Annotated in this window: 28 protein-coding genes and 2 pseudogenes; 17 read left to right on the forward strand and 13 right to left on the reverse strand. The window is 54.6% G+C overall.

Going from position 1 to position 25,990, the window contains the following annotated elements; translation table 11 throughout:
* Positions 1 to 116 precede the first annotated feature (116 nt).
* The 3 genes and pseudogenes from VI234_RS19120 to VI234_RS19130 all read right to left on the reverse strand — a co-directional run.
* A pseudogene (locus tag VI234_RS19120) lies at positions 117 to 212 on the reverse strand (PadR family transcriptional regulator); the annotation flags it as partial.
* 105 nt (positions 213 to 317) lie between these two features.
* Complete coding sequence (locus tag VI234_RS19125) at positions 318 to 3,212, reverse strand: PAS domain S-box protein (RefSeq protein WP_008313479.1); 2,895 nt, start codon at positions 3,210 to 3,212, stop codon at positions 318 to 320.
* Between the two features lie 368 nt (positions 3,213 to 3,580).
* On the reverse strand, positions 3,581 to 4,021 hold the full coding sequence (locus VI234_RS19130) for a hypothetical protein (RefSeq protein WP_336330948.1): 441 nt from the start codon (positions 4,019 to 4,021) through the stop codon (positions 3,581 to 3,583).
* 105 nt (positions 4,022 to 4,126) lie between these two features.
* On the opposite strand from VI234_RS19130, the gene VI234_RS19135 reads away from it, so the two are divergent.
* Positions 4,127 to 4,516: a hypothetical protein gene (locus VI234_RS19135; RefSeq protein WP_336330949.1), complete on the forward strand. Its 390-nt coding sequence runs from the start codon at positions 4,127 to 4,129 to the stop codon at positions 4,514 to 4,516.
* A 222-nt stretch (positions 4,517 to 4,738) separates the two neighbouring features.
* Here the strand turns inward: VI234_RS19135 and hcsS are convergent, their stop codons facing one another.
* The 4 genes from hcsS to arsD are packed head-to-tail and all read right to left on the reverse strand — an operon-like array spanning position 4,739 to position 7,535.
* Positions 4,739 to 4,921 (reverse strand): halo-CC-star protein HcsS, encoded by a 183-nt coding sequence (gene hcsS / locus VI234_RS19140; protein WP_008308608.1) that lies wholly within the window; start codon positions 4,919 to 4,921, stop codon positions 4,739 to 4,741.
* Positions 4,918 to 5,286, reverse strand: a complete 369-nt coding sequence (gene hcsL, locus VI234_RS19145; protein ID WP_008308606.1) for a halo-CC-star protein HcsL — start codon at positions 5,284 to 5,286, stop codon at positions 4,918 to 4,920. Before hcsL ends, hcsS begins: the two co-directional genes overlap by 4 nt.
* Entirely contained in the window at positions 5,283 to 7,208 is a 1,926-nt protein-coding gene (arsA, locus tag VI234_RS19150) for an arsenical pump-driving ATPase (RefSeq protein WP_008308605.1), read from the reverse strand. The genes hcsL and arsA overlap by 4 nt, the downstream gene beginning before the upstream one ends.
* Positions 7,209 to 7,535 carry an arsenite efflux transporter metallochaperone ArsD gene (arsD, locus tag VI234_RS19155; RefSeq protein ID WP_008308603.1) on the reverse strand — a complete coding sequence of 109 codons (327 nt, stop codon included), beginning with the start codon at positions 7,533 to 7,535 and terminating at the stop codon, positions 7,209 to 7,211.
* Positions 7,536 to 8,084: 549 nt separating this feature from the next.
* On the opposite strand from arsD, the gene VI234_RS19160 reads away from it, so the two are divergent.
* Together VI234_RS19160 and VI234_RS19165 are read left to right on the forward strand one after the other, a co-directional pair.
* Positions 8,085 to 8,474: an ArsR/SmtB family transcription factor gene (locus VI234_RS19160; protein WP_007188973.1), complete on the forward strand. Its 390-nt coding sequence runs from the start codon at positions 8,085 to 8,087 to the stop codon at positions 8,472 to 8,474.
* A gap of 81 nt (positions 8,475 to 8,555) precedes the next feature.
* Positions 8,556 to 8,984 carry a low molecular weight phosphatase family protein gene (locus VI234_RS19165; RefSeq protein ID WP_336330950.1) on the forward strand — a complete coding sequence of 143 codons (429 nt, stop codon included), beginning with the start codon at positions 8,556 to 8,558 and terminating at the stop codon, positions 8,982 to 8,984.
* An 89-nt stretch (positions 8,985 to 9,073) separates the two neighbouring features.
* Here the strand turns inward: VI234_RS19165 and VI234_RS19170 are convergent.
* Together VI234_RS19170 and VI234_RS19175 are read right to left on the reverse strand one after the other, a co-directional pair.
* A pseudogene (locus VI234_RS19170) lies at positions 9,074 to 9,973 on the reverse strand (transcription initiation factor IIB).
* A 57-nt stretch (positions 9,974 to 10,030) separates the two neighbouring features.
* Positions 10,031 to 10,717, reverse strand: a complete 687-nt coding sequence (locus VI234_RS19175) for a hypothetical protein (protein ID WP_336330951.1) — start codon at positions 10,715 to 10,717, stop codon at positions 10,031 to 10,033.
* Positions 10,718 to 11,213: 496 nt separating this feature from the next.
* Here VI234_RS19175 and VI234_RS19180 point away from each other — a divergent pair, with 496 nt between their 5' ends.
* From VI234_RS19180 to VI234_RS19230, 9 genes are all read left to right on the forward strand, one after another.
* Complete coding sequence (locus VI234_RS19180) at positions 11,214 to 11,396, forward strand: hypothetical protein (protein ID WP_152418437.1); 183 nt, start codon at positions 11,214 to 11,216, stop codon at positions 11,394 to 11,396.
* Between the two features lie 154 nt (positions 11,397 to 11,550).
* Positions 11,551 to 12,747, forward strand: a complete 1,197-nt coding sequence (locus tag VI234_RS19185) for an ABC transporter substrate-binding protein (protein WP_049942851.1) — start codon at positions 11,551 to 11,553, stop codon at positions 12,745 to 12,747.
* 454 nt (positions 12,748 to 13,201) lie between these two features.
* Positions 13,202 to 14,512 carry an ABC transporter substrate-binding protein gene (locus tag VI234_RS19190; protein ID WP_442905040.1) on the forward strand — a complete coding sequence of 437 codons (1,311 nt, stop codon included), beginning with the start codon at positions 13,202 to 13,204 and terminating at the stop codon, positions 14,510 to 14,512.
* A 165-nt stretch (positions 14,513 to 14,677) separates the two neighbouring features.
* Entirely contained in the window at positions 14,678 to 16,210 is a 1,533-nt protein-coding gene (locus tag VI234_RS19195) for an ABC transporter substrate-binding protein (protein WP_049942850.1), read from the forward strand.
* Positions 16,207 to 17,157, forward strand: a complete 951-nt coding sequence (nikB, locus tag VI234_RS19200; protein WP_336330953.1) for a nickel ABC transporter permease — start codon at positions 16,207 to 16,209, stop codon at positions 17,155 to 17,157. Before VI234_RS19195 ends, nikB begins: the two co-directional genes overlap by 4 nt.
* Positions 17,154 to 18,047, forward strand: coding sequence for a nickel transporter permease (nikC, locus tag VI234_RS19205; protein ID WP_008308590.1), 894 nt, complete (start codon positions 17,154 to 17,156; stop codon positions 18,045 to 18,047). Before nikB ends, nikC begins: the two co-directional genes overlap by 4 nt.
* A gap of 2 nt (positions 18,048 to 18,049) precedes the next feature.
* Positions 18,050 to 19,141, forward strand: coding sequence for an ABC transporter ATP-binding protein (locus VI234_RS19210; RefSeq protein WP_336330954.1), 1,092 nt, complete (start codon positions 18,050 to 18,052; stop codon positions 19,139 to 19,141).
* Entirely contained in the window at positions 19,128 to 20,186 is a 1,059-nt protein-coding gene (locus VI234_RS21385; protein ID WP_442905039.1) for an oligopeptide/dipeptide ABC transporter ATP-binding protein, read from the forward strand. The genes VI234_RS19210 and VI234_RS21385 overlap by 14 nt, the downstream gene beginning before the upstream one ends.
* A gap of 300 nt (positions 20,187 to 20,486) precedes the next feature.
* Positions 20,487 to 21,506: a hypothetical protein gene (locus VI234_RS19230; RefSeq protein WP_336330955.1), complete on the forward strand. Its 1,020-nt coding sequence runs from the start codon at positions 20,487 to 20,489 to the stop codon at positions 21,504 to 21,506.
* On the opposite strand, the gene VI234_RS19235 is transcribed toward VI234_RS19230, so the two are convergent.
* The 3 genes from VI234_RS19235 to VI234_RS19245 form a co-directional block, all read right to left on the reverse strand.
* Positions 21,507 to 21,998: a DUF3368 domain-containing protein gene (locus VI234_RS19235; protein WP_336330956.1), complete on the reverse strand. Its 492-nt coding sequence runs from the start codon at positions 21,996 to 21,998 to the stop codon at positions 21,507 to 21,509.
* On the reverse strand, positions 21,988 to 22,233 hold the full coding sequence (locus tag VI234_RS19240; protein WP_336330957.1) for a UPF0175 family protein: 246 nt from the start codon (positions 22,231 to 22,233) through the stop codon (positions 21,988 to 21,990). Before VI234_RS19240 ends, VI234_RS19235 begins: the two co-directional genes overlap by 11 nt.
* A 752-nt stretch (positions 22,234 to 22,985) precedes the next feature.
* Entirely contained in the window at positions 22,986 to 23,729 is a 744-nt protein-coding gene (locus VI234_RS19245) for a sensor domain-containing protein (protein WP_008308575.1), read from the reverse strand.
* Between the two features lie 94 nt (positions 23,730 to 23,823).
* Between VI234_RS19245 and VI234_RS19250 the strand changes: the two genes are divergently transcribed.
* From VI234_RS19250 to VI234_RS19270, 5 genes are all read left to right on the forward strand, one after another.
* Positions 23,824 to 24,174 carry a hypothetical protein gene (locus tag VI234_RS19250; protein ID WP_008308573.1) on the forward strand — a complete coding sequence of 117 codons (351 nt, stop codon included), beginning with the start codon at positions 23,824 to 23,826 and terminating at the stop codon, positions 24,172 to 24,174.
* A 50-nt stretch (positions 24,175 to 24,224) separates the two neighbouring features.
* The gene (locus VI234_RS19255) at positions 24,225 to 24,503 is read left to right on the forward strand and encodes a hypothetical protein (RefSeq protein WP_229380461.1); all 279 of its coding nucleotides are present in this window, start codon (positions 24,225 to 24,227) and stop codon (positions 24,501 to 24,503) included.
* On the forward strand, positions 24,500 to 24,778 hold the full coding sequence (locus VI234_RS19260; RefSeq protein WP_004966836.1) for a DUF7521 family protein: 279 nt from the start codon (positions 24,500 to 24,502) through the stop codon (positions 24,776 to 24,778). The genes VI234_RS19255 and VI234_RS19260 overlap by 4 nt, the downstream gene beginning before the upstream one ends.
* An 86-nt stretch (positions 24,779 to 24,864) precedes the next feature.
* Positions 24,865 to 25,515 (forward strand): sensor domain-containing protein, encoded by a 651-nt coding sequence (locus tag VI234_RS19265; RefSeq protein ID WP_336330958.1) that lies wholly within the window; start codon positions 24,865 to 24,867, stop codon positions 25,513 to 25,515.
* A complete protein-coding gene (locus VI234_RS19270) occupies positions 25,515 to 25,850 on the forward strand; it encodes a winged helix-turn-helix domain-containing protein (RefSeq protein ID WP_008308568.1) in 336 nt (111 codons plus the stop codon). Before VI234_RS19265 ends, VI234_RS19270 begins: the two co-directional genes overlap by 1 nt.
* A gap of 29 nt (positions 25,851 to 25,879) precedes the next feature.
* Here the strand turns inward: VI234_RS19270 and VI234_RS19275 are convergent.
* The coding region (locus VI234_RS19275) for an integrase core domain-containing protein (RefSeq protein WP_336330960.1) at positions 25,880 to 25,990 on the reverse strand (111 nt) is incomplete at its 5' end.

The following is a 25,990-nucleotide window of genomic DNA, read 5'->3' on the forward strand; positions in this document are numbered from 1 at the left end:
GATTCCGACACGAATCGACTTATTGGGAACATATCGGGCACCGCTGGCGCGGTGCCCTTGCCCTCTTCGACTTTCAGCCGCAGCTCTCGCTATCAACAATCTACTACGCAAGAGCGTTCTTCAATTTCGTCTTTGATTGCGACACCAGCGGGTTTGGATTTTCCAGCGACTACGAACAATAAGTCTCGTTGAAATGCTGTCAGGTCGTGCATATTCGCGGTTACAATATTACATATATGAGCAGATTGGTATGAAATCGCTGTTTTCACTCCACGTCATACAGGTCCTCAACCTCCCGCCGGTAGTAATGTCTGCTGCTAGCTATCCTTTACCAGTTCAATCACAAAGACTGCTCCTCTAGGATTGTTGTCTTCAACCCATACATCTCCGCCATAGCTCTCAATCAGTGTGCTCACGAGATACAGTCCAATGCCAGTCCCGCTGCTTTCTAATTCTTTTTCACCCTTCCCAAATATCGACTCTTTCTGTGCATCTCGGACGCCCGGACCGTTGTCTGCGATACGTAGTTGTACGTATTCTTTCTGATCTATCGCCGAAATTGTTATTTCAGGGTCTTGTTTGTCATTATGTTGGATCGCGTTTTTGAGAAGATTGCGAATGACTGAATCAAACATTTCGTTGGCTCTAATCATAACGTCCGGAATCGACCCATCAATCGTAATTTCCGCATCTGTCTTTGCTGAGCGTATTTCTTCAATCTGCTGTCGAACAACACGATTAAGTGAAATCGATTTGCTATCAGTCCCATTCTGAAGCAGTACCTCGGACAGTTCCCGTGCCGACTGGGTCAATTCAACTGCGTTTTCCGCACATCTCAACGCAGCGTTGACGTGTTCCGACTGAGCGTCGTTAGCCTGCTCTGCGAGTAAATCAAGGCGGCCGAGCAGGATCTGTAGATCGTTCCTGATGTCATGCCGAACAATTTGATTGAGAAGGTCCAAATTATCTCGCTGTGATTCGATCTGTTGCTTCTGATTGATACGGTCAAGTGTCGTGGCTAGAATTGCCCCAAGCAGTTCAACGAGATACTGATCGAATTCATCGAATCTATTAGGTGAGTCACCAAGTGTAACCAATACGCCGTGATTCGTCATTGGTTGAATAATCCCACCACTAGAGGGCATACCACTGATTGTCTCTGGTATCTCTGCCCCAGTATCAGTAAGAACCCGCGTTTCTCCTGAAGTATACACATCCCAAACCAGTTTGTCTATCGAACTGTTATCTGCGGTCCGCTGGTATACCGGTGTGTCTCCTACACCCTCCTCGAATGCATCGGTTATGGCTGCAGGTTCAAGTTCACCGTCCTTTCGTTCAAGATGGACACTGCTAAGGGGAAACGACAGTGTCTGATTAGCAATCTCGACCGCAATTGTGGCAGCTTCATCGATGCTTTCGGCCTGAATGAGTTTCTGCGTCTTTTCCAGCGTTTCACGTAATTTGCGCTCACGCTGCCGATTTTTTGTGATGTCCCGATACAGCCAAATGTTTCCCGTTCCATCTGGCAGCGAGTACGACACGTAGCTCCGAGCTAAAATGCGGCCATCTGCCATCAGCAGTTCTTCATCGAAAACAGCATCTCGCGTAGAATGTATTTTATTGACCCTTTCATTGAATTGATCTGGATCAGCGAACTGTGTCTTCAGAGTCTCCGCTATTTCAGCGTACTCGCAGCCGATGAGTCCACTGGGGGTCAGAGACACATCTAAAATGTCAAGTAACTTTTTGTTCGCTGTCGTGATTGTTCGATCAGCATCTTCAATCAGAATCCCGACTGGCATATTTTCAAGAACCGAAGACAAGACGCTGTTAGTCTCGGTGAGTTCCCGTTCCTGCTGCTTGCGGTCCGTAATATCGATATACACGCCGAAATACACCTCGTCTTCGCCGTCTACAGCCGGTGTAGACCGTAACAAAAAGTCACGCTTTCCATCAGCCGCCTCTCGACGGACTTCGTGGGTAACCTGTTTGCCAGAGGATGATAGTTGGTCAATACTTTCCGCTTCTTCAAGGCTTCCGTCAGGAACAATGAAGTCATTGATGTCTCCACCAACTGCATTGGATGCCTCATATCCAAACGTCTCCTCAAACGCCTCGTTTACATTATGTATGAGTGTTTTGTTGCCAGTATACTCAACTACAACGGCTGGTTCCGGGATGCTCTGAAATAGCCTTCGGAACCGATCTCGTTCCTGTTGGAGCTCATTTCTGTGCTTGACACGCTCTTCCTCATACTCCGCAAGTGTTTGACTCAACTCATTAAATGCAGTGAATATCTGTCCCCAGTCACCAGTTGCCTCTTCAGCTACTTGCTGCCCGTATTCTTGCCGTTGCAGTGCTTCAAATCCGCGAACCAGTTGTCTGTGGTACCTCAGTATCTGTGTATACAAAATAGATCCGAACCCACCGATGAGAGCCAGAACTAGCCCAATCCCACCAAGCTGATAAATAGTAACCGTCCGGAGGTCTCCGGCGAGAACGTCTCGGCTTGTTTGTACCTGAACAATCCAACCAGTCTCGTTGACAGTAGCATTCGCTGTGACCGGATCTGAGCCGAGCTGAGCGGACTGGTTATAGATCTGATTTCCTGCCTGTGTTCGAATGAAAACACTGCTATCGCGGTTAGCGGTTTTTGAAGCCATTCTAAAAATCGAACTATCCTGGAGGTGAAGTGCAGCATTGAGTGTCCCGACAACGGTCCCATCTCGATAGATTGGTGTACTTATCGTAACAATATAATTACCAGAATCGGCGACTACAGGTGTACTAATATAGGTTTCGCCATTACGAGCTCGCTGAAAGTAGTGCCGGTCACTAAAATCGGAGCCAATTAGCTCAGACCGTGTTTCTGGATCAAGCCCCGCTGCTATCCCGGTCATCGTTCCGTTTCGATGGATAACTGAAACCCCATTGAACATAGTCTCGTTCACCATCGTTTTCAGCGCATAGTGCTGTTGTGGGGTACCGTGTGCAGCGATAGCTGGATTTGTCGCCTGGAGACGAACAGTTCGCTTTAGTCCCTTCAACCTGGTATCAAGTCCTGCTGCAATCCTCTCGCTATGCTGGGTTGTCTCATCCAGTTGTCGATCAGTAACTGACTCTTTGTTCAACTGAAACCCTGCAAAGACGATCCCAGACAGGAGGACAGCAAAAACTATTAAGAGAATACTAATTTGGGTACGAAGTTTCATATCAGTCGTTGGCTTTTTATTAGTATTATTACTCTCACTACCCTACGATAATAATATCATCGCATCTATCCATCCGATAGAAAATACCATTTAGGTGTCTTGTTCTCTATTGAGTACCGGCAGTCTTAGATTCTCCTGCAGAAATTTTCGCTAAGCTAAGCTGGAAACAGACCTTGTTCAGAAGCTTAACACCTTCCTTACATTTTCTAGAGGTATTAGGGTATTACCAAATAATACGTTGAAGTCTGCAGAATGGCTTTTCATTCAAGTAGTCACAGTAATTAATCAAAGACAATATATCATGTAGTAAACATACTTACTAAGCGGTCATTTCAATCGCTGCCATGAGCAACGAACCGTTATAACGGCTATGACGGGTCGTACAGGTCTTCGACCGAGCGCCGGTAGTAATCCTGACTGGAGTCTGGAACAGGATCAGCCCCCTCTATGTCCTTCGCGATGATACTGGCGAACTGCTTGGGTGGCTTCCAACTATCGTCAATTTCGCGGGCTTCGGACTCTTTCAGGACTGCATACTCACCGTCGGCGGTAACGTACAGAACACGAATTCCCGGCTTCTCGCTCAGCGGGCCCCTGAGTAGCTTCCCTGTTCGTGTATTGACCAGCCACTCAAGTAAGGGTCCAGCCCGACACTGGATTGCGTACAGATGCACTTCGTTCTCCTCGGGAGATTCTGTGCGACCGTTGTCGGCCCACGATTGGGGTAGCGACCGATTGTCAGTCTCATCTTTCCAGCGCCACTTCAGCTTTTTCGGCCCGGTGTTCCCTCGTCGGTATCCACTACTCATTGTTGGATTCTCTCAGCCACTAGAGAAACACAAAATACGCTCTGTATCGCCTCTATAGCAACTTTTTGCGGTTTGAGAATATACGTGTTAGTACGAGGACTCATCATGAAAACAGCTGAGTCCCCCACCACGACTAGCGAGTGTTCGCCCCCAGACCAGTGGATATCCCGCCAGCCCAGCGGCACCCGCGATCTTGACTTCCAACGGATTCGTGACGACCGGTCAGCAACGTGGAACGCTGCCCTCGATGCCGATGTCGATGTAACGAAGGGCGGTCGCCCGGACCTGTTTCTCGTCTCCGTCGACGGCGAGTGTCCTGTGAACTGCTCGCTGGCCGAGCATCCCAACGGGACCCACGCCGGCTGGTGCAGCTGCGAAGTCTTCCAGGCGACGACCGTCTGCCCGCATCTCTGTGTTCTCCGCCAACACGCTGCCCTCGGCGATCTCGACCTTCCAAAGCGAACAAGCGACGGTCAGTCGTCGTCAGCTGTGTAAGCACCCCACCGGTGTTTGATTCTGTGGATTTCAAGCACTGAGGCATCATGTGTAAGCACACACGCATACAACCTCAGAGAATGGATTTTGATGTGTGTCTTCAATACGTCTAATCTGACATGATCTAAACCCCGATTGAAAACTTTGTAGGTTGAGTTGGTTAGGATTCAGTCTAAAAGCGCGAAATATGATACGAAGAACTACCGATATCGCTGTCAGTTCTTAACAGCAGCCGCCGGTGTCACAGGCATCGTCGTACTTGATTCCGGTCTCCTCACTGATCGCCTTGCTACATTCCTCTAGTATCGTCTCAAACTCAGAATCGGTCGCTTCGGATTGTTTCTGCGTTAGTTCCTCCCCCAGTGCTTCGGCCGCTTCCAGCACGTCTTCGTCAGTGATACTCAACAGCAGCCACCCCCAGTTGACTGAGCGAATTTCCGACCGATTTGCTCAGTTATTACCTCGTTGGTACCCTGCAAGAGTTCGACGAGCGCTTCTCGTGCTTCGCGGTGTCGCTGGATAGTGTCGTTATCTGCCATCTCCGATTTGAGGTCCTGCAGTTCGCTCATCACCGACTGGTCGAACTCACCCTGTTGCATCTGTTCCTGTTTCTGGTCAAATTCGTGGAGTAACGCTGTAGCTTCCGAGTCCTCATCAAGTGCTTCGCTCGCCTCGGCGAATTCGCGATATGTCTCGGAGTCTGTGAGTGTCTGTATGAACGTTTGGAACTTGTCTTCGACGGCTTGCTCCTCGAACTGGAGCTCACTCATGACATCCTCACCTCCTGTTTCTTCGTGAGTTCCGAGAGGCCGGTAATCTCGTCACCGAAGGCGCGCAGTTCGTCCAGCCCGACCGGCTCGTCCCGGCGCAGCGGCGCGAGCATCATCGGGGTCTCGAAATTGTCCTTGATCTCCCCGAGATACTTTTCCTGCTGAGCCCGCCGATTCGCGAAGAAGGCATTGTCACCGTATTCCTCGGGCAGGAGATAGTTCGCGACGACGAAGGCCGTCTCGATACCGACCTGGTCTTTGAGGTCCTCGGCCGCTCGGTAGGCCTCCATCATGGGCGTGAACTCGGGATACATGACGAACGCGAACGAACTCCGGTCGGGGTCTTGCATCGTCTCGATGACCTCGTCGTACTGGTCGCCCTTTGCCGGTGCGGCCCCCTTCGTCAGCGAGCCCAGGTCCATGAACCCCTTCCAGTCCGACGGCAACTCCAGCAAGCGAAGCGTATGGCCCGTCGGAGCGGTGTCGAAGACTACGATATCGTAGCCATCTTTCTGGAAGTAGCTCACGAACTTCTCCAGTGCGGCCATCTCCTCAGCGCACGGCGATTCGAGCTCTTCCTCGACGTTCGCGATCGCAGCTTCGACATCTAGCTCGGTGTCATCCTTGTCCTCGTACATCTCGTGGACGTGGTCCAGCACCTGCGTTCGGTACTCTTCGAGGGCTTTCTCTTGGTCGATTCGTGCTGCGTCGAGGTTCGATTGACTCACCGACGTCGGCTCGTGACCGACAGTTTCGCCGAAGATATCCTCCAGGTGGGCAGCTGGGTCGGTCGTCACGACCAGCGTCTCGTAGCCAGCTTCGGCGAGTTTCGTTGCCGACGTTGCGGCCACGGTACTCTTGCCGACACCGCCTTTCCCGGTGAAGAACAGGTACCGCGTACCATCTCCCGGCTGGAGTTGGTCGGCGACCGATTCCGGGTCGGCTAGCGTATCGATATCGACGGAGTGGCCCGAATCGACATCAGTAGCCGCGCCCACGTCCACAGTAGGCTCGTTGCCATCGTAGATGACACCACCTACGTCCGACAGCAGCTCCAGTCCGGCGATTTCACCGGGCTGGAGCGGATACGTCGCCATCGCATCAGCGTCGAACTCGGTCTGTGCTCGTTCAATGACTGCCTGTTCGTCCTCGCGTTTCCCCTCGAAGAAGGGGTCCTCACAGACCGACTCGGGGAGGTACCCGTTGATCACGAGGAACTGGGATTCGATGCCCAGTTCGCCGAGGTCCGACGCACTGCGTTCGATCTCTTCGAGTGAGGAATCCTCTGGCTTGCCGACGAACGCGAAAGTCGTCCGTTGTTCGTTCTGCAGGGTGTCAATGGCTCGCTCGTACTGGGCCTTCTTGTCCTCCATGGAGGCGGCGGGACCGATACAGGTCGAGCCGCCCTTCTCGAGTTCGGCGTTCCAGTCCGAGGGGAGCTCCATCAGCCGAATCGTGTGGCCGGTCGGCGCCGTGTCGAAGACGACCACGTCGTACTCGGGGCTATCCATGAAATCGACGAAATTGTCGAATGCCGCAATTTCCTCGACACACGGGCTGTTGAGTTGCTCTTCGACCGTCTCGATTTGTTCGTCGTCGAGCAGTTGTCGCATCGGCTCGATGGTCTCCTGTCGGTACTCTTCAGCCGCGGTGTCGGGATCGATTTCGATGGCAGAGAGGTTATCGATATCGTCGATTGTGGTTACCTCGTGGCCGATGTCCTGCTCGAAAATGTCCGAGAGGTTCGGGGCTGGATCCGTTGTTACCAACAGTGTCTCGTAGTCGTTGTCGGCCAGCCACGTCGCCGTGGCACAGCTGACAGTGCTCTTGCCGACGCCGCCCTTCCCGCTGAAGAATACGAACTCTGTCTCTTCGCTATTCGGCTCGACAACTTCTTCGGCTGGTGTTTGTGTGGTAGCCATCTACGCTTCCTGCGGGTCGGCGGAGTTCTCGATAGTCGATGCAAGATCGTCGTACGAGAGATACGCCTCTTTGGCGACGATCTCGTCGTCAACGACCGTGATCGGGAGAATCGACGGGCCGTGCTCTTCGACTAGGTCAGCGATTCGCTGGGTTTCGAGGAACTGCTCGATGTTGTGTTGCATATTCGCTCGCGACACATCGACATCGAACTCGTCTTCGAGTTGATCGAGGGCGGCGCTAACCTCGACGAGTTCGTCGTCGGGGTCCGGTCCACAGACGCCTGTGGAACAACACATCGCTTCTTCGTACAGGGTGAGTTCAGTCATAGTTTTGTAGATCGTTCAATCGAACAGTCAAGATGTTCGAATTGAGTTCTGTATCTTCACTCCTATCCTACCGGCTTCAATTTAGAGTTTGTTCATATGTACTTCAACCCTTTGGTCAGCCCACGAAGCTATCGATCACCCATGAGTCGCCGATGACGACCGTCGCTTGCCCGTCGAAGTGGCGGTATTCTCCGTGGCCGTTCTCGCTGTGTTCCTGAGATCTGTTCCGCCAGCTAGAACCATAATGTACCATCGAGGTGTCGGCTAGTTCGCTCTGGAGAGACTCTCTGAGACCGACATCGTGCCCGAAACCGACTCGACACGCTCGTAGTTCATCCACTCGTACGTAGACATCAGCAGTGACACCGCTCGTGAGTCGTCGCTGTGACCGACGCTATTGGTTGTACCAAGTGGCACTGTCGGAGCGCACCACCGTACTCAATGGTTCGGGCTAATCTGAGTCATTACTAAATTGTTTAGAATTCCACAGTCAAATTATACAGTACCCACTACGCAACACTTACTTTACTGTCTACTCAATCTGTGCGTATGTCATCAACCGAGCGGCTACAGCGGTATCTCTCCGATGAGCGAGGTGGCTGTGGCGACGAGGAAGCGGCCCAGCGGCTCGCTGAATTAGAAGAACTTGACGCAGCTGCGGGCGGTCCGGATCTTGAATCAGATGTGAGTGTGCTGTCCGCACTCGCCAATGAGACACGATACAAAATCGTCCGGATTTTGCATATGGCCGATGGGGAGCTCTGTGTCTGTGAGTTTTCACCACTGCTAGATGTGAGTGACAGCGCTATCAGTCACGCGCTCTCCCAGCTCACCGACGCCGGACTCCTGAGTCGACGGAAAGACGGAAAGTGGCGGAAATATCGGACGACACCACGGGCGAGTGCATTGTTGGTCGCACTCGATGGGTCTCGAAAATGACTCCACGAACTATCGAAAAATACAGAGGTCAATATAGGTCACATACGAGAACTCTTGATAGACAAGGTAAATGGAGTATCTATGTCCGCTGACTCAACGATGAAATTTGGATTTGTTTGTGTACAAAACGCTGGCCGCAGTCAGATGTCGACAGCCTTCGCAGAGCGTGAACGTGAGCGGCGGGGTCTTGAAAATAGCACTAAGATTCTCACCGGTGGGACACACCCTGCTGACCACGTTCACGAGGAAGTCGTCACTGTCATGGGCGAACTTGACATCGATCTCTCGGACCGGACACCACAGGAGGTCTCGACCAAGGAACTCGAATCCTGTGACGTAGTCGCCACGATGGGTTGTTCAACACTCGAACTCGACGCCGAGACTGTCGATGTCCGCGATTGGGCGCTGGACGACCCGGACGGGCAGGACATGGAGCAGGTCCGTGCGATTCGAGATGAAATAGCACAGCGCGTCTCGGACCTTTTCGACGAATTCTATGCTGACGGATAAGGCGTAGCGATGGTGTAGGTTATTCGGTGCGGATTTAATTCCGTTTCTGTAAAAACACATAGACAGTAGCCATAGTCCGTCGCGAGAATTCATTCAACGATATGCTCCTCGATCTCTTGGAACCACTGACGGGCCGTGGTAATATGTACATCCAGTGGCTCGCAGATCGTCGCTTGTGTGAGCCGGATGTCTGACTCCTGACCAGCGAGATATAGAGCGCCGGCTGCGACACCGTCTGATCGCCCGTTGACCTCAGTGGACTCGGTCGCCTGCTCTGCGAGTTCGAGCGCCCGCTGGCGAATCTCCGGGGAAACGTTGAATGGAAGGTCTGAACAAATCCGCGCCACCCAGTCCACCGGGAGCGACACTGGGATTGGGAGATCGAGTTCCACCAAGAACGTCCGGTAGCAGTTCCAGACGTGCGATGCAGAACACCGGGCAACATCGGCTACCGTCTCCATCGTCACGAGGCCGTTGCATCGGCAGGCAGCGTATACAGCGGCCGCTGCACCGCCCTCAATCGACCGTCCGATTAGGAGGTCCTCGTCCTGAGCCTCCCGGAAGAGCGTGGCTGCCTGTTCTTTCACCACCTTACTCTCAGACAGCGCACTCGCGATGCGTCGGATTTCACCGAGCCCGTGAGCGAGATTCCGGTCGCGCTTGCTGGTGAACTTCGACCGGCCATGGAGTCGTCACTGGCGAGCAAGCCGTCGACGCCGTCTCGGAGAGATGTCTGCACTCTCAACCGAGCCGATGTTCGTCGACAGGCCTTGGTCATGCCGAGTGGCTGTTCGGGGTGCGCCCGTCCGTTTCTGTTCCTCCTTGTCGTACGTCCGCCACTCCGGCCTGCGGTCGATCTGGTCTTGCTCGGTCACCAGGCCACAGTCCTCGCAGTTCGTTTCTCGCCCGGTGCTGTCGAGTTCGCCGCCACACTCGGGACAGCCCGGCGTAGCTGCAGACAACGCTGTCTGGACGGTTTGTGAAGACATATTTCGAGACATCCTCTCACCTGACCGGAGGGGCAGAAAACACACTGCGGCCCCCGGTTAGGCGTCTGGCAGTTTTCCATCCGGGCGGGGGACTCGCTGGGCGTCGATCTCGATCTCGACCCGGCGACGGTGTTTGCATCGCTCGGCCTCATCGGGACAACTGCACGTCTCCTCAAGCACATCCACCTCGTACCGGCTATCCGACGCCGAATGAACCTCGTAGCGACCGGGCTTTGCGAGAAAAGAGACATCCATGTCCTCCTGCTTCGCTCGTTTCGTACGCGGTTCATCCTCGGAGGTGACAGCCAAGGGGTCCTCAGTTGGGTTCGTGACGCCGCCGTCGTCGAACCGGACCTGCATGACTCCGCCGTCAGCGACTGCCTTGCGGGGTTCGCCGTCGACGTGTAGCCCGAACTGGTCGTCGAGAGCGTCGTCATCAACCCACTGCGGGATCGGTCTCTTGCCGGTGGCGAAGGCGACTCGCTTCTGGTGCTTGCACTCCTTGTCGGGGTTGTACTGCTTCCACTTGCACTCGCAACTCCCTGTTTGAGTGTCAACAAGGTACTCTGAACCGGACCCGGAGTTGACTAGGAAGAGGTCGTCGGCGTTCCGTGCCCGACCAATCGAGTCCAACACGGTCATGACTTCGGTCAGCGCCCGAACGGTCCGGTTGTTCGGGTCAGCCTCCTCCAGTTCGCTCTCGTCGATGCTGCTGGCGTCGCTACGGGATTCTGTAGTAGCCATGAATGACAGGCGGCACGCCCTCTCTGGGACGCCCCTCACCCCGCTGGGGCGCAGAAAATTCGGCGACTAGAGTCTGTGCAAGCGTAATTCTATTCCCAGACAGGAGTGGTCAGTACAGGGGAGACAGCGACCAGCTAGCTGTTTGCGAAATGCCAATATTCGCAGCGTCAAAAAACGCTATCAAATAGCCTGCCAATCAGGAAGACAACGACGAATGCACCGAACAAAATCACCACCGCTAGAAGGAAATCGGTGGGACTTCCCGACCCCTCAAGACCAATTTGTAAGGCGGGATACATCGTGTTCGGAAGGTTGGGTTAGAAGAGTAAATAGCCAGTGGGTGACGTGCTAAATTCGCAGGTCTACCTTGCAGCTGTTTCACTCGTCTCCACAGGTGAAGAAACTATATTCAGTGGCTGATATCATAGACCAAGACCCATTTTTTGGCCCCCAGTCGGGTGCGGGGCGGTCCAGTGAGAGCGTCCCGACAGTACCCATGGCATCGAAGACTACCAACGGCAAGCAGACCGGAGAACAGCACCCAGTATCCAGCGAAGCGCAGTTCCCAAACCTCACAGCCCACGCCGTGGGGACCGCAGATCGACTTCGGCGCGTGAATGAAACCGCGAAAGCCGATTCCCTCGAAACAATTGAGGTTAAGCCGATAAGTGGCGGCTGAAAACTTGAAAGCGTGATTATAAATGCCGTCGCCAAGGGAGCATTCACCATGATATTTAGATTCATTTATTACACATAATCAACTGGTTGGCTTGATTCCAGCGGGACTGTCCGCAAATCATAATATATAAGTAGTTTTTAGGCCAGCCTAAAGTATGCAGAATAAAGATATCTTGGACTGCTGTCAACGTCGGAGGGAAATTCTGAAAGCTGGCTGTAGTATCGTTGGCGGCGGGATAGTTGCCGGTTGTCTCGGTACCACCGACGACTCGTCGTCGGATGACACCACTCCTACGTCCCCATCTGGTGAAGAGTCAATGACAGAAGCTGACGATCCAACACCGTACGAAGTGACAGTCAAACCAGCCGGGACCCATACGTTTGACTCAGTGCCCGAAACCTATGCAAGTTTTCCCGGAGCTTGGATGGATATTGCGATGGCATTGGGTATCAAGCCATCTGCAATGATGTCTCTTGAGGAAGAGCAGCTGAAATACTACAAAGCACTTCCTGACGTTGCTGTCGATCTGGGTTCCGTAGAGACTCTTTTGGATTCCAATGATTCGGAATTCGACAAGGAAGTGTTCTACGAGGTTGATGCTGACGTACACCTGATGGACCCGCGGATTCTCAAGCGGTACTCGGGGTGGAACGATGACGATCTTGAAGAGATAGAGCACAATGTCGGTCCGATACTGGGATCGATGATCCGCTTCCCATACGAACGCCATCCGTACTACACACTGTACGAAGCTGTCGAGAAAGCAGCAAAAATCTTCCAGCGGCAAGAACGGTACGATGCATGGGTCGATCTCAAAGACGAGGTGTTTGCCGAGATACAGTCTCGTCTGCCTGATGACAAACCGACTGTCGGCGCATTTATCATCGATTTCGATATTGAAGGCAAAAGCCTGCGGGCGGCAGAGATCGATGCATTCCGAAACGACACCAGAACCTTTCGTAAACTGGGCGTCAACAGTGCGTTCAAAGGGGACACCTACGTCCGATACAAAGAGATCGGTTACGAGAAACTCCTCGATGTCGACCCGGAATACATTGCACTCATCGATAATCTGACGACGGAAAATAACGAGTCCTTCCAGCAAACCCTTCAGGCAGCCAAGAATCACGAAACGTTGAGTGAGTTGACTGCAGTCCAAAACGAGAACTTCGTTCGGTCGGCTGGGACGAATATGGGACCGATCATTGACCTATTTTCGGCGGAGGCAGTTGCGATGCAGTTGTACCCGGATGAGTTTGGCGAGTGGCCTGGGTCTGTCGGCGACGTTCCCACCGAGCACCAGTTATTCGACCGACAGCGGGTTGCTGATATCATCAATGGAAGAGTGTGAATCGGCGATCGGTTGTAGTTAGTTCCCCCAGAAACTGCAAAAGATCTCCTGAAGTTGCATACTATGGAGTATTTCGGGACAGGAGTGTTTCTTGTGAAACTTTGTTTTAGTTAACTAAACCATAATTGTTTTATTAGCGTCCCTACCGTATCTCACATGATGTCGAGATTTATACAATACCTTCCGGCAAGCAGCTCCGTGAGGTCATATTCTTCTGTCGGCAGTGAGGTGAGTGCTAATGCCTAAACACTGTTCGAGACGGGAACTGCTGGGCGGTGCTGTGGCTGGAGCTGCTGGCCTGATTGCAGGCTGTAGTTCCTCAAAGGCCGATTCTGAGGATTCATTTACTGTTGCGTTGGCGCGAGATCCAACACGGCAAAAGTGGGATGTCTACAACGGTATCACACCGTATTATACGCATGTGTTTGAACCGCTCGTTGACACCACAGCGGAGATGGAAACCGCGCCGCTGCTTGCCACAGAATGGGAGGCCGTCGACGAGACGACGTGGGAGTTTTCCTTACGCAATAATGTCACATTCCACAACGGAGACCCGCTGACAGCCGACGCGGTTGTCCGCTCCTTTGACCGTGTTTTTGAGCAGTGGTCGTGGGTCCCGGGCTGGATTGGTGTCACGTCTGACGGCGTCACGGCAGTAGATGACACCACTGTTCGGTTCGAGACAACGGACCCCTTCCCCGCGTTTCCTGGCACAATCTCACACCAGTATTTCGGCATTCAACACCCTGATGAAAACGAGACGCCGACTGGGACAGGCCCGTTTGAGGTCGATGAAGTCACGGCAGGACAGTCAATCACGCTTACGCCGTTTGCTGACTATCGAGACGGGACAGCTACTCCCACAGAACTCACTTTTGAGTGGATCAAGGATCCCAACACGCGCGTGCTGTCTCTTGAAAAAGGTTCAGTCGATATCGCACAACAAATCCCGAAAAGCCGGGCTACGGCGCTTGTCGAGGCTTCGGAGATGGGGATAAACACGTATCTCACACCTGAGGCTGGGCTCGTCGCAGTCAATCTGTATCGGTCGCCGACCGATGACGAGCAACTTCGAAAGGCACTCAACTGGGCTGTCGACCAGAGCCAGATCGTCGAGAATGTTCTCAACGATATTGGCAAGCCAGCACATGGACCGATTTCGTCTACTATTCCATGGTCAATTCACGATGAACTCCCGACCTACGGGCCAGACCTAGATCGGGCACGGGACCTCGTTGAGGCGTCCAGATACGACGGCGAAACGCTATCGGTTCTGATCAATAGCAAAAATGCCGACGATAGAACGATCGCACAGACGCTTTCCGGTTGGTTCAAAGAGATAGGCGTCACAAGCGAGATTCGACAGATCGATCCGGCATCGTTCAACGATAGGTTCACCACGGGCGAAGCGAACCTGACGCTCGTCGGTTTCGGATCGAATAGCGCTGCCTGTGACTATCTTATTCGGGCAATGTTCCACTCCGAAGGCAGTGACAATCGGAAACGCTACAAACAAGACGGCACCGGCATCTACAATCCTGGCCCAGAAGTCGACCGCCTCATCGAGCAGGGATACCGGGCAGAAAATCTGGAGGCAAAACGGGACTACTACGGTGAAGTCCAGCGGCGCGTGGTCGATACCGGAGCGGTCATCCCACTGTACTACAATGAGTCTGTCTTCGGCCGGCGGGCGGATGTCTCCGGTATCGACAGCCACCCGGTAGACAACATGATCGAATGGTCCGGACTCACGCGAGAACAATGAACAGGGATGGCGTGAGCGTAGGGTTCCTGCGTTCCCGGTCTGGTACTGGCTGGATTCGCCATCTGGGGCCGATATGCCAACCGCCACCAGCCAGTGATTCTGCGGTAATAGGCCAGATGGTATCGACGAGAAATCGAATGAGATGGATACAGTGTGTGATATCGTATGTATAAATTCACGCGACGACAGACATTGTTTGCAGCTGCAGCCGGTATTTCAGGCCTCAGTGGGTATTGGCTACAAAGCGGCGAAAGCGTAGACGATGACACGTTCAGGGTTGGCTCACCGTGGACGCCGGATGCGATAGATCCCGTGGCAAACGGCTGGCTCTGGCGACGCCTCAATGTGCTTGAGCCACTGCTTACCGTCGATTACGACGCGACTGTGTCACCGGGCTTGGCCACTGACTGGCACATGGTCAACGACAGGACGTGGGAGTTCACACTCCGTGAAGGAGTCACATTCCACGACGGGACTGAGGTGACCGCAGAAACTGTGCTCCCGTCGCTCACACGAGCATTCGAATCAAGTTCGATGGCTGCAGTCCCGGTCGAATCAGTCGAAGCCGCTGCTGACCGGACGATTATAATTCAAACTACAGTTCCGTTCTCACCACTGCCAGCACACTGTACCCGTGGGATTACCTGCCCTGTTTCACCGTCTGCAATCGCCAACGATGGGTCAATCACTGAGCCGATCGGTACTGGTCCGTTTCAATTCGAAAACTGGGAGCCAAGCTCGACAATCACAACGACCGCTACCCCGGACTACCACGGGTCGACCGCACACATCGAGACACTAATCTACGAAGGCATCACTGACGACCAGACTCGGCGGCTAAAGCTCGAAAACGGGGAACTGGATATGGCACGTATTCTTCCGAACAAGGCAGCGGATACACTTGCATCCAGTCCCGATCTCACTGCTCACACGTACAAGATTCCGCGAGCCCGATACCTTGTGTTCGACCTCGACTCTGCACCGTTTGCGGACAGAAAAGTCCGTCGCGCGGTAATGTATGCTATCGACCGGGACCACATCGTTGATTCGTTGCTGAATGGGCTGGGGTCGAAAGCGATCGGTCCGTTCCCAGCGGATGTAACGGAGTGGGCCGCAGAGCTCGAACCGTATGAATACTCGCCTGATAAGGCACGGAGGCTCCTCACTGAAGCGGGATGGGAACCGGATGGGGACACCCGTACCCGTGACGGTGACACACTCTCGGTGTCGATCTGGACGTACAATACCCGTCCACTGCTGCCCACGATTGCCGAAGTGATACAGACACAGCTTCAGGCGGTTGGCTTCGATGTCGATATTTCAGTCATGGAGTCCTCGACAATCAAAGAGCAAGCAACAAACGGGGAGTTCGATACCGTTCTGTGGTCGAGTTCAGTGTTATGGTATCCTGACCCGGACCGACTGTCTGACCTCGTTCATTCGGAGACGGCGACGATGTTCAGTGGCTACGAGAGCGAAGCGGTCGATCGGCACCTCGAAGCAGCTAGGCGGACAGCCGACCGTGACGAGCGGTTCGAGCGATACGCAGCGGTCCAGCGGCGTATGCAACGTGACCTCCCTCTCGGCTGGCTCACCTACTACGCAAACGTCATCGGGACTCGTGCCGACGTCGAGGGATACCAGCCCCATCCCATCGAATCCTGTTATCATCTGGAGGAGGTCACACAGCGGCGATGACTGGGGCGGGACTCTGCAAACGACTGCTGACGATGGCAATCGTTCTGCTGGGCGTGTCGCTGCTCACGTACGGGCTGGTCTTCGTCACACCGGGGGATCCGGCGCGAACGATTCTGACCCAACAGATGGGTGGACAGGCACCATCTCAGGATGCAGTCGATCAGTTTCGAGCTGAAAATGGGCTTGACGACCCATTTATAGTCCAGTATGCCCGCTGGATGGGGAACGCACTGCAAGGCGACCTCGGTCAATCGTACTACAGCGACCGGTCTGTCTCTGATATGATTGTCCAACGGTTGCCGAATACAATCGCACTCGCTGTTGCATCGATGCTCGTCGCGCTTGTAATAGCTCTCCCGGCCGGAATTGCCAGCGCGAGTAATCCGGGGAGCCGGATTGACTACGCCGCACAGATCGGCTCGCTAATTGGAGTCTCAATGCCGAACTTCTGGCTTGGGTATCTGCTTATTATCGTCTGTGCGCTCCGTCTCAACCTCCTTCCGGTGGCCGGCGCGGCTGGACCGAAATATCTGGTTCTCCCCTCACTGACGCTTGGCTCTGGAATGGCTGCGGTTATCGCGCGACTGGTTCGAACAGCGATGCTTGATGTTCTGGATGACGCGTACATCCAGGCCGCCAGATCGAAAGGGTTGCGCGAACGGATTCTCGTCTATAAACACGCGCTCCGGAACGCGCTTGTGCCCGTCGTGACGATTATAGGTTTGCAGTTGAGTTACGTCCTTAACGGCGCAGTTGTTATCGAAGTAGTGTTTCAACGGCCGGGCTTGGGGACGTTACTCGTTGATGCAATCTTTGCTCGTGACTACCCGGTCGTACAGGGCGTAACACTGCTAATCGGCGTCATCTTTGTCTTGGTGAACTTTGCAGTCGACCTGACGTATAGCCGACTTGACCCACGAATCGACCTCGGAGGTGAGCACACATGAGCGACCGAACAGCCGACAGAAGAAAGCAGCAGGAAGCCACCAAGCAACCGAGGGGAACTGACGGACTCGCAACGGACCGCCTCGGACAATTCGGAATCGGAGTTGTGCTCACGTTGCTCGTCCTTGCGGCACTTGGACCAGTTGTTTCGCCCTACGATCCAGTCGAACAGGACCTTTCGAACAGGCTTGAATCTCCGTCACTGTCTCATCCGTTCGGGACCGACCAGCTGGGTAGAGACGTACTGACAAGACTCCTTCATGGTGCGCGATTCTCGCTCGGTATCGCCGTCGCTGTAACCACTGTACGACTTATTATGGGGACGGCAGTCGGCCTCCTCGCCGGCTACGCCGGTGGCTGGATTGATGAGACGCTGATGCGACTTGTCGATACACTGCTTGCGTTCCCTGGAATCGTCCTCGCACTTGTCATCGCCGGGATTCTGGGGCCGAGTCTGGTGAACGTGATGCTTGCACTGTCGGTCGTTGGTTGGGCATCGTACGCACGGTTAGTTCGGAGTAACGTACTCTCGCTTCGAGAGCGTGAGTTTGTAAGCGCCGCACGATTGCTCGGCCGGTCACGAACGCACATCGCAACCCGCCACTTACTCCCGAACGTCGTTGCACCAGTTGTCGTTCTGGCAACGCTTGACATCGGCAGCGTCATTCTCGGCACAGCGGGACTTTCATTCCTTGGGCTGGGCGCACAGCCACCTACACCTGAATGGGGGACAATGCTTGCATCCGGACGCAGCTATCTCAGACAGGCGTGGTGGCTTGTCAACGCTCCGGGCCTTTGTATCATGCTCACCGTGCTCGGCTTCAATCTTCTCGGAGACAGCCTTCGAGATATGCTTTCACCTACGCAGACAGCCCAGATGGAGGAACTGTAGCAATGAGTGAACCACTGCTTCGCGTCGAGAACTTACAGACTCGTTTCGACACTGATCACGGGACTGTCGACGCGGTCAACGGGGTGTCGTTCACCGTCGACCGGGGCGAAATTGTCGGTATACTCGGTGAAAGTGGGAGCGGCAAGTCTGTTACTGCCAGATCAATTTGCCGACTTGAAGACCCGGGAAACATCGTTGGCGGATCCATTACCTTTGCTGAAAGAGAGCTAACAACTGCCACTGAAGCGACACTGCGTCGACTACGTGGAAATAAGCTCTCGATGGTCTTTCAGGACCCGACGGAAAGCTTGAACCCTGTGTTTTCGGTCGGCGAGCAGATCGCAGAATCGGTTCGGGTACACGAATCGAGCGAGACACAACGTCTGCTAGATTTCCTCGGTGTGTCACCGTTCCGTGACCGGTCAGCGTGGGAGAACGCACGGGAGCGCGCTATCGAGTTGCTGGACCAAGTAGGCATCCCGAACCCGGAAGCAAATGTATCGTCATTCCCACACGAATTTTCTGGTGGCCTCCGGCAACGAGCAGTCCTCGCCATTGCACTGGCCAGTGAACCCGCGTTGCTGGTTGCCGACGAGCCAACAACAGCACTTGACACAACCACACAGGCAGATATTCTCAGTCGATTGCGCTCGTTACGTGACGAGCAGAATATCGGCATACTGCTTATCTCCCATGATATCGGTGTGATTGCACAGACATGTGACCGTGTCGTGGTACTCTATGACGGACAGGTAATGGAGGCCGGTCCCGTCGAGCGAATACTGACCGCACCGGAACATCCGTACACGAGAGCACTCCTTTCGTGTTCGGTCCGAAACAGCGACGCTGACAAGCAAGTCCAGTCCGCCATGGCACGTCCACGAGACCCCAGCAGCAGCCACGAGGGCTGTCCGTTTGCCGACCGCTGCCAGTATGTGACCGAAACGTGTCGCTCTGGGCCGATTCCGACGACTGAGGCCGCGTCGGACCACCGACTCGCCTGCGTCGAAGCACCGTTCTCTGAAGCCAAGTTCGTGTCCGAACAGCAGGAGATTCCGGCAGCTAACGGAGGACAACAGAATGACACAGCGTAACCAAACTCCAGATGATGTGCAGTCTGGTACTCCTGTGGTCGAAGTACAAAACGTCTCGAAAGCGTTTTCATCGACACGATCCGTCCTCGGTCGGTTGCGTAGCAGCGACTCACCGGCGAAAGCGGTCTGTGATGTATCCTTAGCCGTCCAACGAGGCGAAACACTGGGACTTGTTGGTGAGAGTGGCTGCGGGAAATCAACACTCGCGAAACTCATCACCGGGCAGCTCACCCCGGACGATGGGCAAGTTCGTCTCGATGGAACGCGCGTCGGTGAGCTCTCAGAGCGTTCCACCGCGCAACGGCGGCGAGTCGGCGTCGTGTTTCAACACGCCCGGGGAAGCTTTGACCCCCGGTGGCCCATCGGTCGATCAATTGCTGAAGCCAGTAGCGACGCCACCTCGGCTTCCCTACATGACACCGGTCCAGACGAGGTCGCTGAGCTGTTGTGCAGTGTTGATCTCGCGCCAGCAATCGCTGACCGGTATCCCCGGGAACTCTCCGGCGGCGAAATACAGCGCGTCGCTCTCGCCCGAGCGATTGCACACGACCCCGATATAATCGTACTCGATGAGCCAGTCTCCGGACTCGACATGGCCACACAGGCGAGAGTTCTTTCACTTCTCGCAGACATACAACAGCAGTTCGGTGTCGGCTACGTGTTTATCTCCCATGACCTCAATGTCGTCAGGTTCCTCGCTGATAGGGTCGCGGTAATGTATGCTGGCGAACTCGTCGAAGTCGGGCAAGCAGGCGACCTGTTCCAGTCCCCAACCCATCCCTATACTGAAGCGTTAATCCGTGCGATTCCGAGTGATGACCCACGAGATCCCCCGCCAGTGCCGCTTCACGGTGCTCCTCCTGACCCAGCAGATAGACCGGAAGGCTGCCCATTCCATCCACGTTGTCCGGCCGTGACACAATCCTGTCAGGAACACCATCCGTCACTCGAAGAGGTTCGAGAGACACACGTTCGGTGTCTTCATGCTCCGGAAGCGACAGGCGAAACAGACATAAATGAGTCCCATACTGAAAATGGACTCTGAGATGAGTCGATTCTGAGCCCATGAAAACCGATTATTCTACTCAAAGTCAACGTTTTTGTGGGTGCTTTCACCAGTCATCACTGACTTCACTCTCGTCACAGAAGATGTCCTCATCAAGATAATCAACGAGTAACCGGGCAGGTCATGCTCACAACCTCTTCCGTGTCGTCTGTATAAATATTGCCGCCGATCAGCGTGATGACGCCACACAGTGGTGGACAACACAGGGACGAGTAGCCAACTCGTCCAGTTTCGGTCTCTGTCGGTTTGTGCTTCCCTCGGGGCTGGAGTTTAAATGCCATGACGAACGCAACCAAGCGTGTGACTGACCGGAATCCTGAGTACGATCCCGCTGATATCCGCGGCGCAGCGAGTTCCGATCCTGACACGAGAGGGAACGGACGGGAACAAGTCCTCGAATCCACCAAGTATCCCGACCGTACAGAGGATGATGCTCGCACCTGTCGGACCTGTGGCCAGGATATCCCACGGGATGAACGCCAGTGTCCGTTCTGCGCTCAAACCGGCGTCTCAGAGATACCTTCCGACAATCAAGGTAGTAGTCCACTTGGGGAGTGGACGTTCGGTCAGGTAGTACTTGCACTCGTCGAAGCGAACACTGACTTCCATGCACGAGCCCTCGGCGCTGCGGCCTTCTCCGTGTCTGATAGCATCGCGAGCGGTGAGGGTGTCTCTCATGGAACCGTGAAGTGTCGAGCAGCCTTCGGGACCGAGCCAGCCGCCACTCTCACGCAGGGCTGGCCCGACCTGCCGACCGAAACCACGCTCGACGAGGAATCCGGACAGGCGCTCTTGGAGACAGCCGACGAACAGACCAACTGGGGCGGGGATGGAGACGACGTCCAGCCACGGATCTATCTCGAGGACGGGTCGCCAGTCACCGACCGCTCGGAGTTCCAGCAGCTCACGGATGAGTTCCGACAGGACGACGGCACGTACTGGCTTGTTCCCGGCGTTGTGAAGCGCCATCAGGCAAGAGCCGAACCGGAGATAGTCGGAATCGGGTTCTACTGTCGCCAGTGTGGCGCCGTGACGGGACACGAATCTCACGGACTCGATGGCTTCGAGTGCCATCCGCATTGTGACCGCATGGTCTGGACCTGTAGAGAGTGTGGACAGCACCGACACGAGCCCGACCAAGAGGATGACACGGAGGATGTCACGGGCTATGAGCATCTTCCCGACGGCGTCTCACCCGAGGACATCCACGGCGACGAGCCAGACTTCCAGGAACAAGCGTTTCAGGACCAGATCGGTGCCTATCGCGAGCGGAATGGCTTCTTCCCGTGGGAGCGGTGACTATTCCGTTGCTTCAGAAAGGACTTTTGAGTAAAGCTCATCGGAGATCCAGAAGCCAGTGTCACGAAGGGCGTCAAGTTCGTATTTTAATTCAATGTCTCCAGCATTGGCTCCGCGGAGTAGTATCCCGATGACTCCCGTTACCGTCAGGTTGTGTCTCCGAGCGACCTGTCGACCGTCTTTTTCATCCAAAAGGATGAGGTCAGCATCGTGCTCGATGGCATGACAAATAGCAGCTGTTTCCCCGAGATCCAGTTCGTGGAAGATTTCAGTGAAGAGGTGCGACTGTTCGACCTCGGTGATCGTCAGGAACTCATCGTCACGCAACGAGCGAAGCGCGTCTACACCTGCCTCTCCATCAGTGAGTTCGTCCCACACCTGACGTGGAATGGTGATGCTCGAAAACTGCGATTTGAGAAGGGTGAGTTGGTCGATAAGTGCAAGATTCAGCAGCGGTGACGTGTCCGAGACTACAAGCTCGCTATTCGGCATAGTCGAGGTCTTCGGCAAGTTCAGTGTCGGTGTAATGGCGTGGGATTTCGCGGTCTCCGAGTAACGCTTGGAACTCTCGGTGGGACAGTTCTGCCAATGCACGCGCTTTCCCGAACGAAAGGATATCACGTGCGTAAAGCGAGACAGCTAATTCTTGTTTCATTGCCTGCGGCCGCTCTCCCTCAGGAATCTGGAGCGCCTCATACACCTCTTCGTCAATTTCGATAGTAGCCATACTCGTCTGTTGGATAACCCGATTATTGAGTGTTTGGCTGCGCTATTCGCATATCGCGTCGTGTAGTCTCACCTGTGCGGTCGAAAACGTCTGTTCTCGTAGATGGGAGTGCAATTTGGCTACGATACGATTCGTGTTCGACGTCCATGACCGACCGGTGAACAGCTGAGGTTTTGTGTCTCCCTCGGAGCCAGAGGAAATCATGAGTACGACAGCGCCTGCCTTTGAGCGGAGTCCAGACTGTATGGCAAATGATACTGTAACCCGCCGTTCTGTGTCTCCGGCATTGTTGAAGAGTTGGCTGGCTTCGCACTCGGACAGCTATACTTTTGTTACGACCGAGGATATCATAGAACGATACGAATCGTATTCCTTTCGCTGCAATCGAGATGAACTATCCGTTCACTACACCTGCGTGTTAAGTATGCGCAACTGGGGGCTCAGCGCCGTGCGGAGGTGGTGTGACAATGAAGAAGACAGGTGAGTGCTGATGCCCGGCAAAGTGAAAGAGTACGTGAAGATACCAACCTTTCATACAAAACCAGCACAGTTTCACCAGTAGTCAATATAGAATGCCCACTGATCAGGAAGCATTCTGTCGGCTGTGTTAAATAGTGCCCTCTGAGCGACGCTGAAGTGACACCGATCTTTAGACCACCGGCACAACCCCTGAGGGCCCAACTCAAATCTGACTACTTTGACTAACGCCGCTACGCAACAGAGCAGTCAACTGAGCTAGAGCCAAGTGCCGTCTAGAGGCTCGAGAGCCAATCCAACACCGCGGCTGGATCTCCCAAAAGGGCGCGTGTATACCGACGAGATAGCCACGCCACGAGGTTGACGATATTCAGCGTTAGCAGAAACAGGACGGCGCCGATGGCCGAGAACAAGAGCGCGTCAGCCAACGAGTCGACAGCCCACTCACTGACTGTGACTACGAACTCCGCACCAACTAGCACGTTGCCCCACGGAATTGACAGTGACGGCGCAAGCGTGACCGGGTCAGCGGGAAAGATACCGACGCGCAAGCCGGGTTCGTCGTAGAACACCGGTGTGGCAAGCAATGTAATCGACATTGTCAGTCCAGTCACGAGGAACACGAAAGCACCGATACCGACGGGAAATTTCAATAGGAGATAGCCACACTCGGCCCACGTTCGACGGTTCACTATGAGCGCTCGCAGGCGGCCTAGCACACTGCCGTCCCGGAACGGATACGTTGGCGCGGCGATGTCAGTACTGAGTAAGACATTGGCGAGCAAACGCTCAACGGCACCCAGTCCTCGAACAATAAGTAATGTCACGATGAACAACGGTATGCCAATAATAAGGACAGTCAGCGGCACTGCAATCGAAAACCCCGTAACGAGGATGACAAAGTACGCTATCCCGAAGGGAAAAGCCAGCCCGAGATAGAGGAGATGGAGGTAGGTCCGAGGTTGCAACGGCGTGACAACGATAGATCGGAGGGAAGGTAACGACGCGGGCACAGGCATACTTTGGAAAGCCGCCGTCTAAAGATATCGGGGGACTGCAATGTCTGAGACGCAGGACTGTAATTAATACCCCGGGCGGCACAACCACATTTTGATGGAGCCGGCCGGCGAGCCGGACGAGGAGCTCCTCACGCTCCTCGATGATGAGAACGTCCGGACGATACTGGTCGAGACAAGAGAGGAGTCTCAGTCGGTTGAGGCGCTGAGCAACTGCTGTGGGGCCGATGACTCGACAGTGTATCGCCTCGTGGACCGGCTACAAGACCGAGACCTCCTCATCGCTCATCAGGAGCTTGACCCCGATGGCCACCACTACAAAACGTATTCGGCCCGGTTGGAACGGGTCGAAATCGAATTTACGAACTCGGGCGTCGAGATTGATGTCGACCGCCGTGAACCGCCTTCCGACCGCTTTACACGCCTATACGAGGAATTTACCGGATGATCTGCAATAACCACATACCGCTGCAAGTGACTGTGGAAGGTGGTGCAACGGTGACCAGCATTGCGGCGCTGATTACCTTTCTTGTGGCGACAGTGCTCGCCGTGCTCGTTACATATCGATTCCTGCAGGGATATCTCCAGTCGCGTTCCAGGCCCATTCTACTACTGGCCATCGGGATGTTCCTGCTGGCTCCAGCGCCAATGCTCCTCCGTCTCACTGCAGGGAATATTATCACTGTAACTACTCCAGTACGCGTTTTATCAACCACCGCGGTCGAAGCAATGGGATTGCTCGTTATCCTCGCAGTAATCTATCAGGGGGACCGATGACTGTGCTAGATACCCTCGCCACGGTTGGTGCAGCCGGGACTGCACTGCTCGGTATCATCGTCGCGTCGTTGGCTTTCCGCGGCTACCGACGCAACGACAGTCCGGTGATGCGTGGGTTGGCAATCGGTATCGTGGCTATCGCTGTTGTTCCGTTCCTCGTCGTCGAGGTAGTTACCCCACTACTGCCGCTGACTGACGCACAGGCCCTGCTGGGCGCAACACTCTCACACACTATTGGTCTGCTTGCCATCTACCGGACGTTCAGTTCTAGTTAATAAATCTTTCCCACAGCTGTCCAACCGACAGCCGTCAGTGTGTATATACCATCTATTCGGACCTCTGTCTACCCGTGAGACAGATGATGGAAACGACTGCAGGTGACACGCTCCAACAGTTCGTCACCGCACCGGTTCGTACAGCGACGTACAAGCGACTGCTCTACCTCCTGCTCGCGTTCCCGCTGGGGGTGGCTTACTTTGTTGCATTCACCACAGGGTCCTCCCTCGGCCTCGGGTTGGCATTCACACTGGTGGGCCTTCCGGTCTTGCTCGTGACGCTCGTCGCCACGACGGGAGCAGCCGGACTGGAAGCTCGCCTCGCAACGGTCTTGCTGGATCAAGAAGTGGCAACCCCTCTATCGCCACGAGAGACACTTGACTCCGATGACGGCTATCTTGCGGCAGTGTGGCGTTTTGCCACTGAACCGACCACTTGGACGAGCGTAGCGGTAGTCCTCCTGAAATTCGTCTACGGGATAGTGGCTTTCGTCGTCACTATCACCGGCACCGCGCTAGTCGGCACGCTGTTGGCCGCCCCTTTCGTCTACGACGATCCAGGAGCAAACTACCAGTTCGGACAGTACGCCGTCTCAACCCTCCCAGAGGCAATCGGTGTTGCCGCCGTCGGTGTTGCCGGAATCTGGATACTGTGTAATGTCATCAACGTGGTTGCTGCGGCCGGCGGCCTCATGACCGATGCATTCCTTTCCGTCGGACGGGAGCGTGCGGCCTAATGACAAGTGCCACCACGCGATCATCGTCGGGCTCCGACGAAATGCACGCCGGACCGACGGCCGACGAACTACTGTCGTGTCTGGAAGACCAGTACACCCGCCAGATTGTGACTGCTTTGCAAGATGGCCCCATGCCAGCGCGTGATATCGTCGCGGCCTGTGACTGCTCACGACCGACGGTGTACCGTCGACTCAAGGAGCTGAAGGCAGCTACCGTCGTCACCACGGCGATGCGGTACGACCCGGACGGTCACCATCGGAAAGTATTCACACTCCAAGTCGACCAAATTACGCTTAAAATCCAGTCAGACGGGATTATCGTCCACACCTCGTAGTCCTGTCACAACTGCGTCGGGGGCACTGTCTAGTTCTGGATGACCTCAGCTGGCGTTCGTCCATCGAGTGCTTGGTTCGGTCGTTCGTGGTTGTAGTGGTGTCTGAAGCGTCGTAACCACTGTTTCGCACTTGATTGACT

The sequence above is a fragment of the Haloarcula sp. CGMCC 1.2071 genome, from assembly GCF_037078445.1.
Lineage (GTDB): Archaea > Halobacteriota > Halobacteria > Halobacteriales > Haloarculaceae > Haloarcula > Haloarcula amylolytica.

Bases quoted from the DNA above. Each gene is read 5' to 3' on its own strand.
- VI234_RS21385 (WP_442905039.1), top strand. From the start codon at position 19,128: ATGACACAGCGTAACCAAACTCCAGATGATGTGCAGTCTGGTACTCCT.
- nikC (WP_008308590.1), top strand. From the start codon at position 17,154: ATGAGCGACCGAACAGCCGACAGAAGAAAGCAGCAGGAAGCCACCAAG.
- VI234_RS19160 (WP_007188973.1), top strand. From the start codon at position 8,085: ATGTCATCAACCGAGCGGCTACAGCGGTATCTCTCCGATGAGCGAGGT.
- arsA (WP_008308605.1), bottom strand. From the start codon at position 7,208: ATGGCTACCACACAAACACCAGCCGAAGAAGTTGTCGAGCCGAATAGC.
- VI234_RS19235 (WP_336330956.1), bottom strand. From the start codon at position 21,998: ATGCCGAATAGCGAGCTTGTAGTCTCGGACACGTCACCGCTGCTGAAT.
- VI234_RS19240 (WP_336330957.1), bottom strand. From the start codon at position 22,233: ATGGCTACTATCGAAATTGACGAAGAGGTGTATGAGGCGCTCCAGATT.
- VI234_RS19250 (WP_008308573.1), top strand. From the start codon at position 23,824: ATGGAGCCGGCCGGCGAGCCGGACGAGGAGCTCCTCACGCTCCTCGAT.
- VI234_RS19175 (WP_336330951.1), bottom strand. From the start codon at position 10,717: ATGGCTACTACAGAATCCCGTAGCGACGCCAGCAGCATCGACGAGAGC.
- VI234_RS19230 (WP_336330955.1), top strand. From the start codon at position 20,487: ATGACGAACGCAACCAAGCGTGTGACTGACCGGAATCCTGAGTACGAT.
- VI234_RS19195 (WP_049942850.1), top strand. From the start codon at position 14,678: ATGTATAAATTCACGCGACGACAGACATTGTTTGCAGCTGCAGCCGGT.
- VI234_RS19265 (WP_336330958.1), top strand. From the start codon at position 24,865: ATGGAAACGACTGCAGGTGACACGCTCCAACAGTTCGTCACCGCACCG.
- VI234_RS19245 (WP_008308575.1), bottom strand. From the start codon at position 23,729: ATGCCTGTGCCCGCGTCGTTACCTTCCCTCCGATCTATCGTTGTCACG.
- VI234_RS19260 (WP_004966836.1), top strand. From the start codon at position 24,500: ATGACTGTGCTAGATACCCTCGCCACGGTTGGTGCAGCCGGGACTGCA.
- VI234_RS19210 (WP_336330954.1), top strand. From the start codon at position 18,050: ATGAGTGAACCACTGCTTCGCGTCGAGAACTTACAGACTCGTTTCGAC.
- hcsL (WP_008308606.1), bottom strand. From the start codon at position 5,286: ATGAGTGAGCTCCAGTTCGAGGAGCAAGCCGTCGAAGACAAGTTCCAA.
- VI234_RS19165 (WP_336330950.1), top strand. From the start codon at position 8,556: ATGTCCGCTGACTCAACGATGAAATTTGGATTTGTTTGTGTACAAAAC.
- arsD (WP_008308603.1), bottom strand. From the start codon at position 7,535: ATGACTGAACTCACCCTGTACGAAGAAGCGATGTGTTGTTCCACAGGC.
- VI234_RS19130 (WP_336330948.1), bottom strand. From the start codon at position 4,021: ATGAGTAGTGGATACCGACGAGGGAACACCGGGCCGAAAAAGCTGAAG.
- nikB (WP_336330953.1), top strand. From the start codon at position 16,207: ATGACTGGGGCGGGACTCTGCAAACGACTGCTGACGATGGCAATCGTT.
- VI234_RS19180 (WP_152418437.1), top strand. From the start codon at position 11,214: ATGGCATCGAAGACTACCAACGGCAAGCAGACCGGAGAACAGCACCCA.
- VI234_RS19190 (WP_442905040.1), top strand. From the start codon at position 13,202: ATGGAAACCGCGCCGCTGCTTGCCACAGAATGGGAGGCCGTCGACGAG.
- VI234_RS19270 (WP_008308568.1), top strand. From the start codon at position 25,515: ATGACAAGTGCCACCACGCGATCATCGTCGGGCTCCGACGAAATGCAC.
- VI234_RS19135 (WP_336330949.1), top strand. From the start codon at position 4,127: ATGAAAACAGCTGAGTCCCCCACCACGACTAGCGAGTGTTCGCCCCCA.
- VI234_RS19125 (WP_008313479.1), bottom strand. From the start codon at position 3,212: ATGAAACTTCGTACCCAAATTAGTATTCTCTTAATAGTTTTTGCTGTC.
- VI234_RS19185 (WP_049942851.1), top strand. From the start codon at position 11,551: ATGCAGAATAAAGATATCTTGGACTGCTGTCAACGTCGGAGGGAAATT.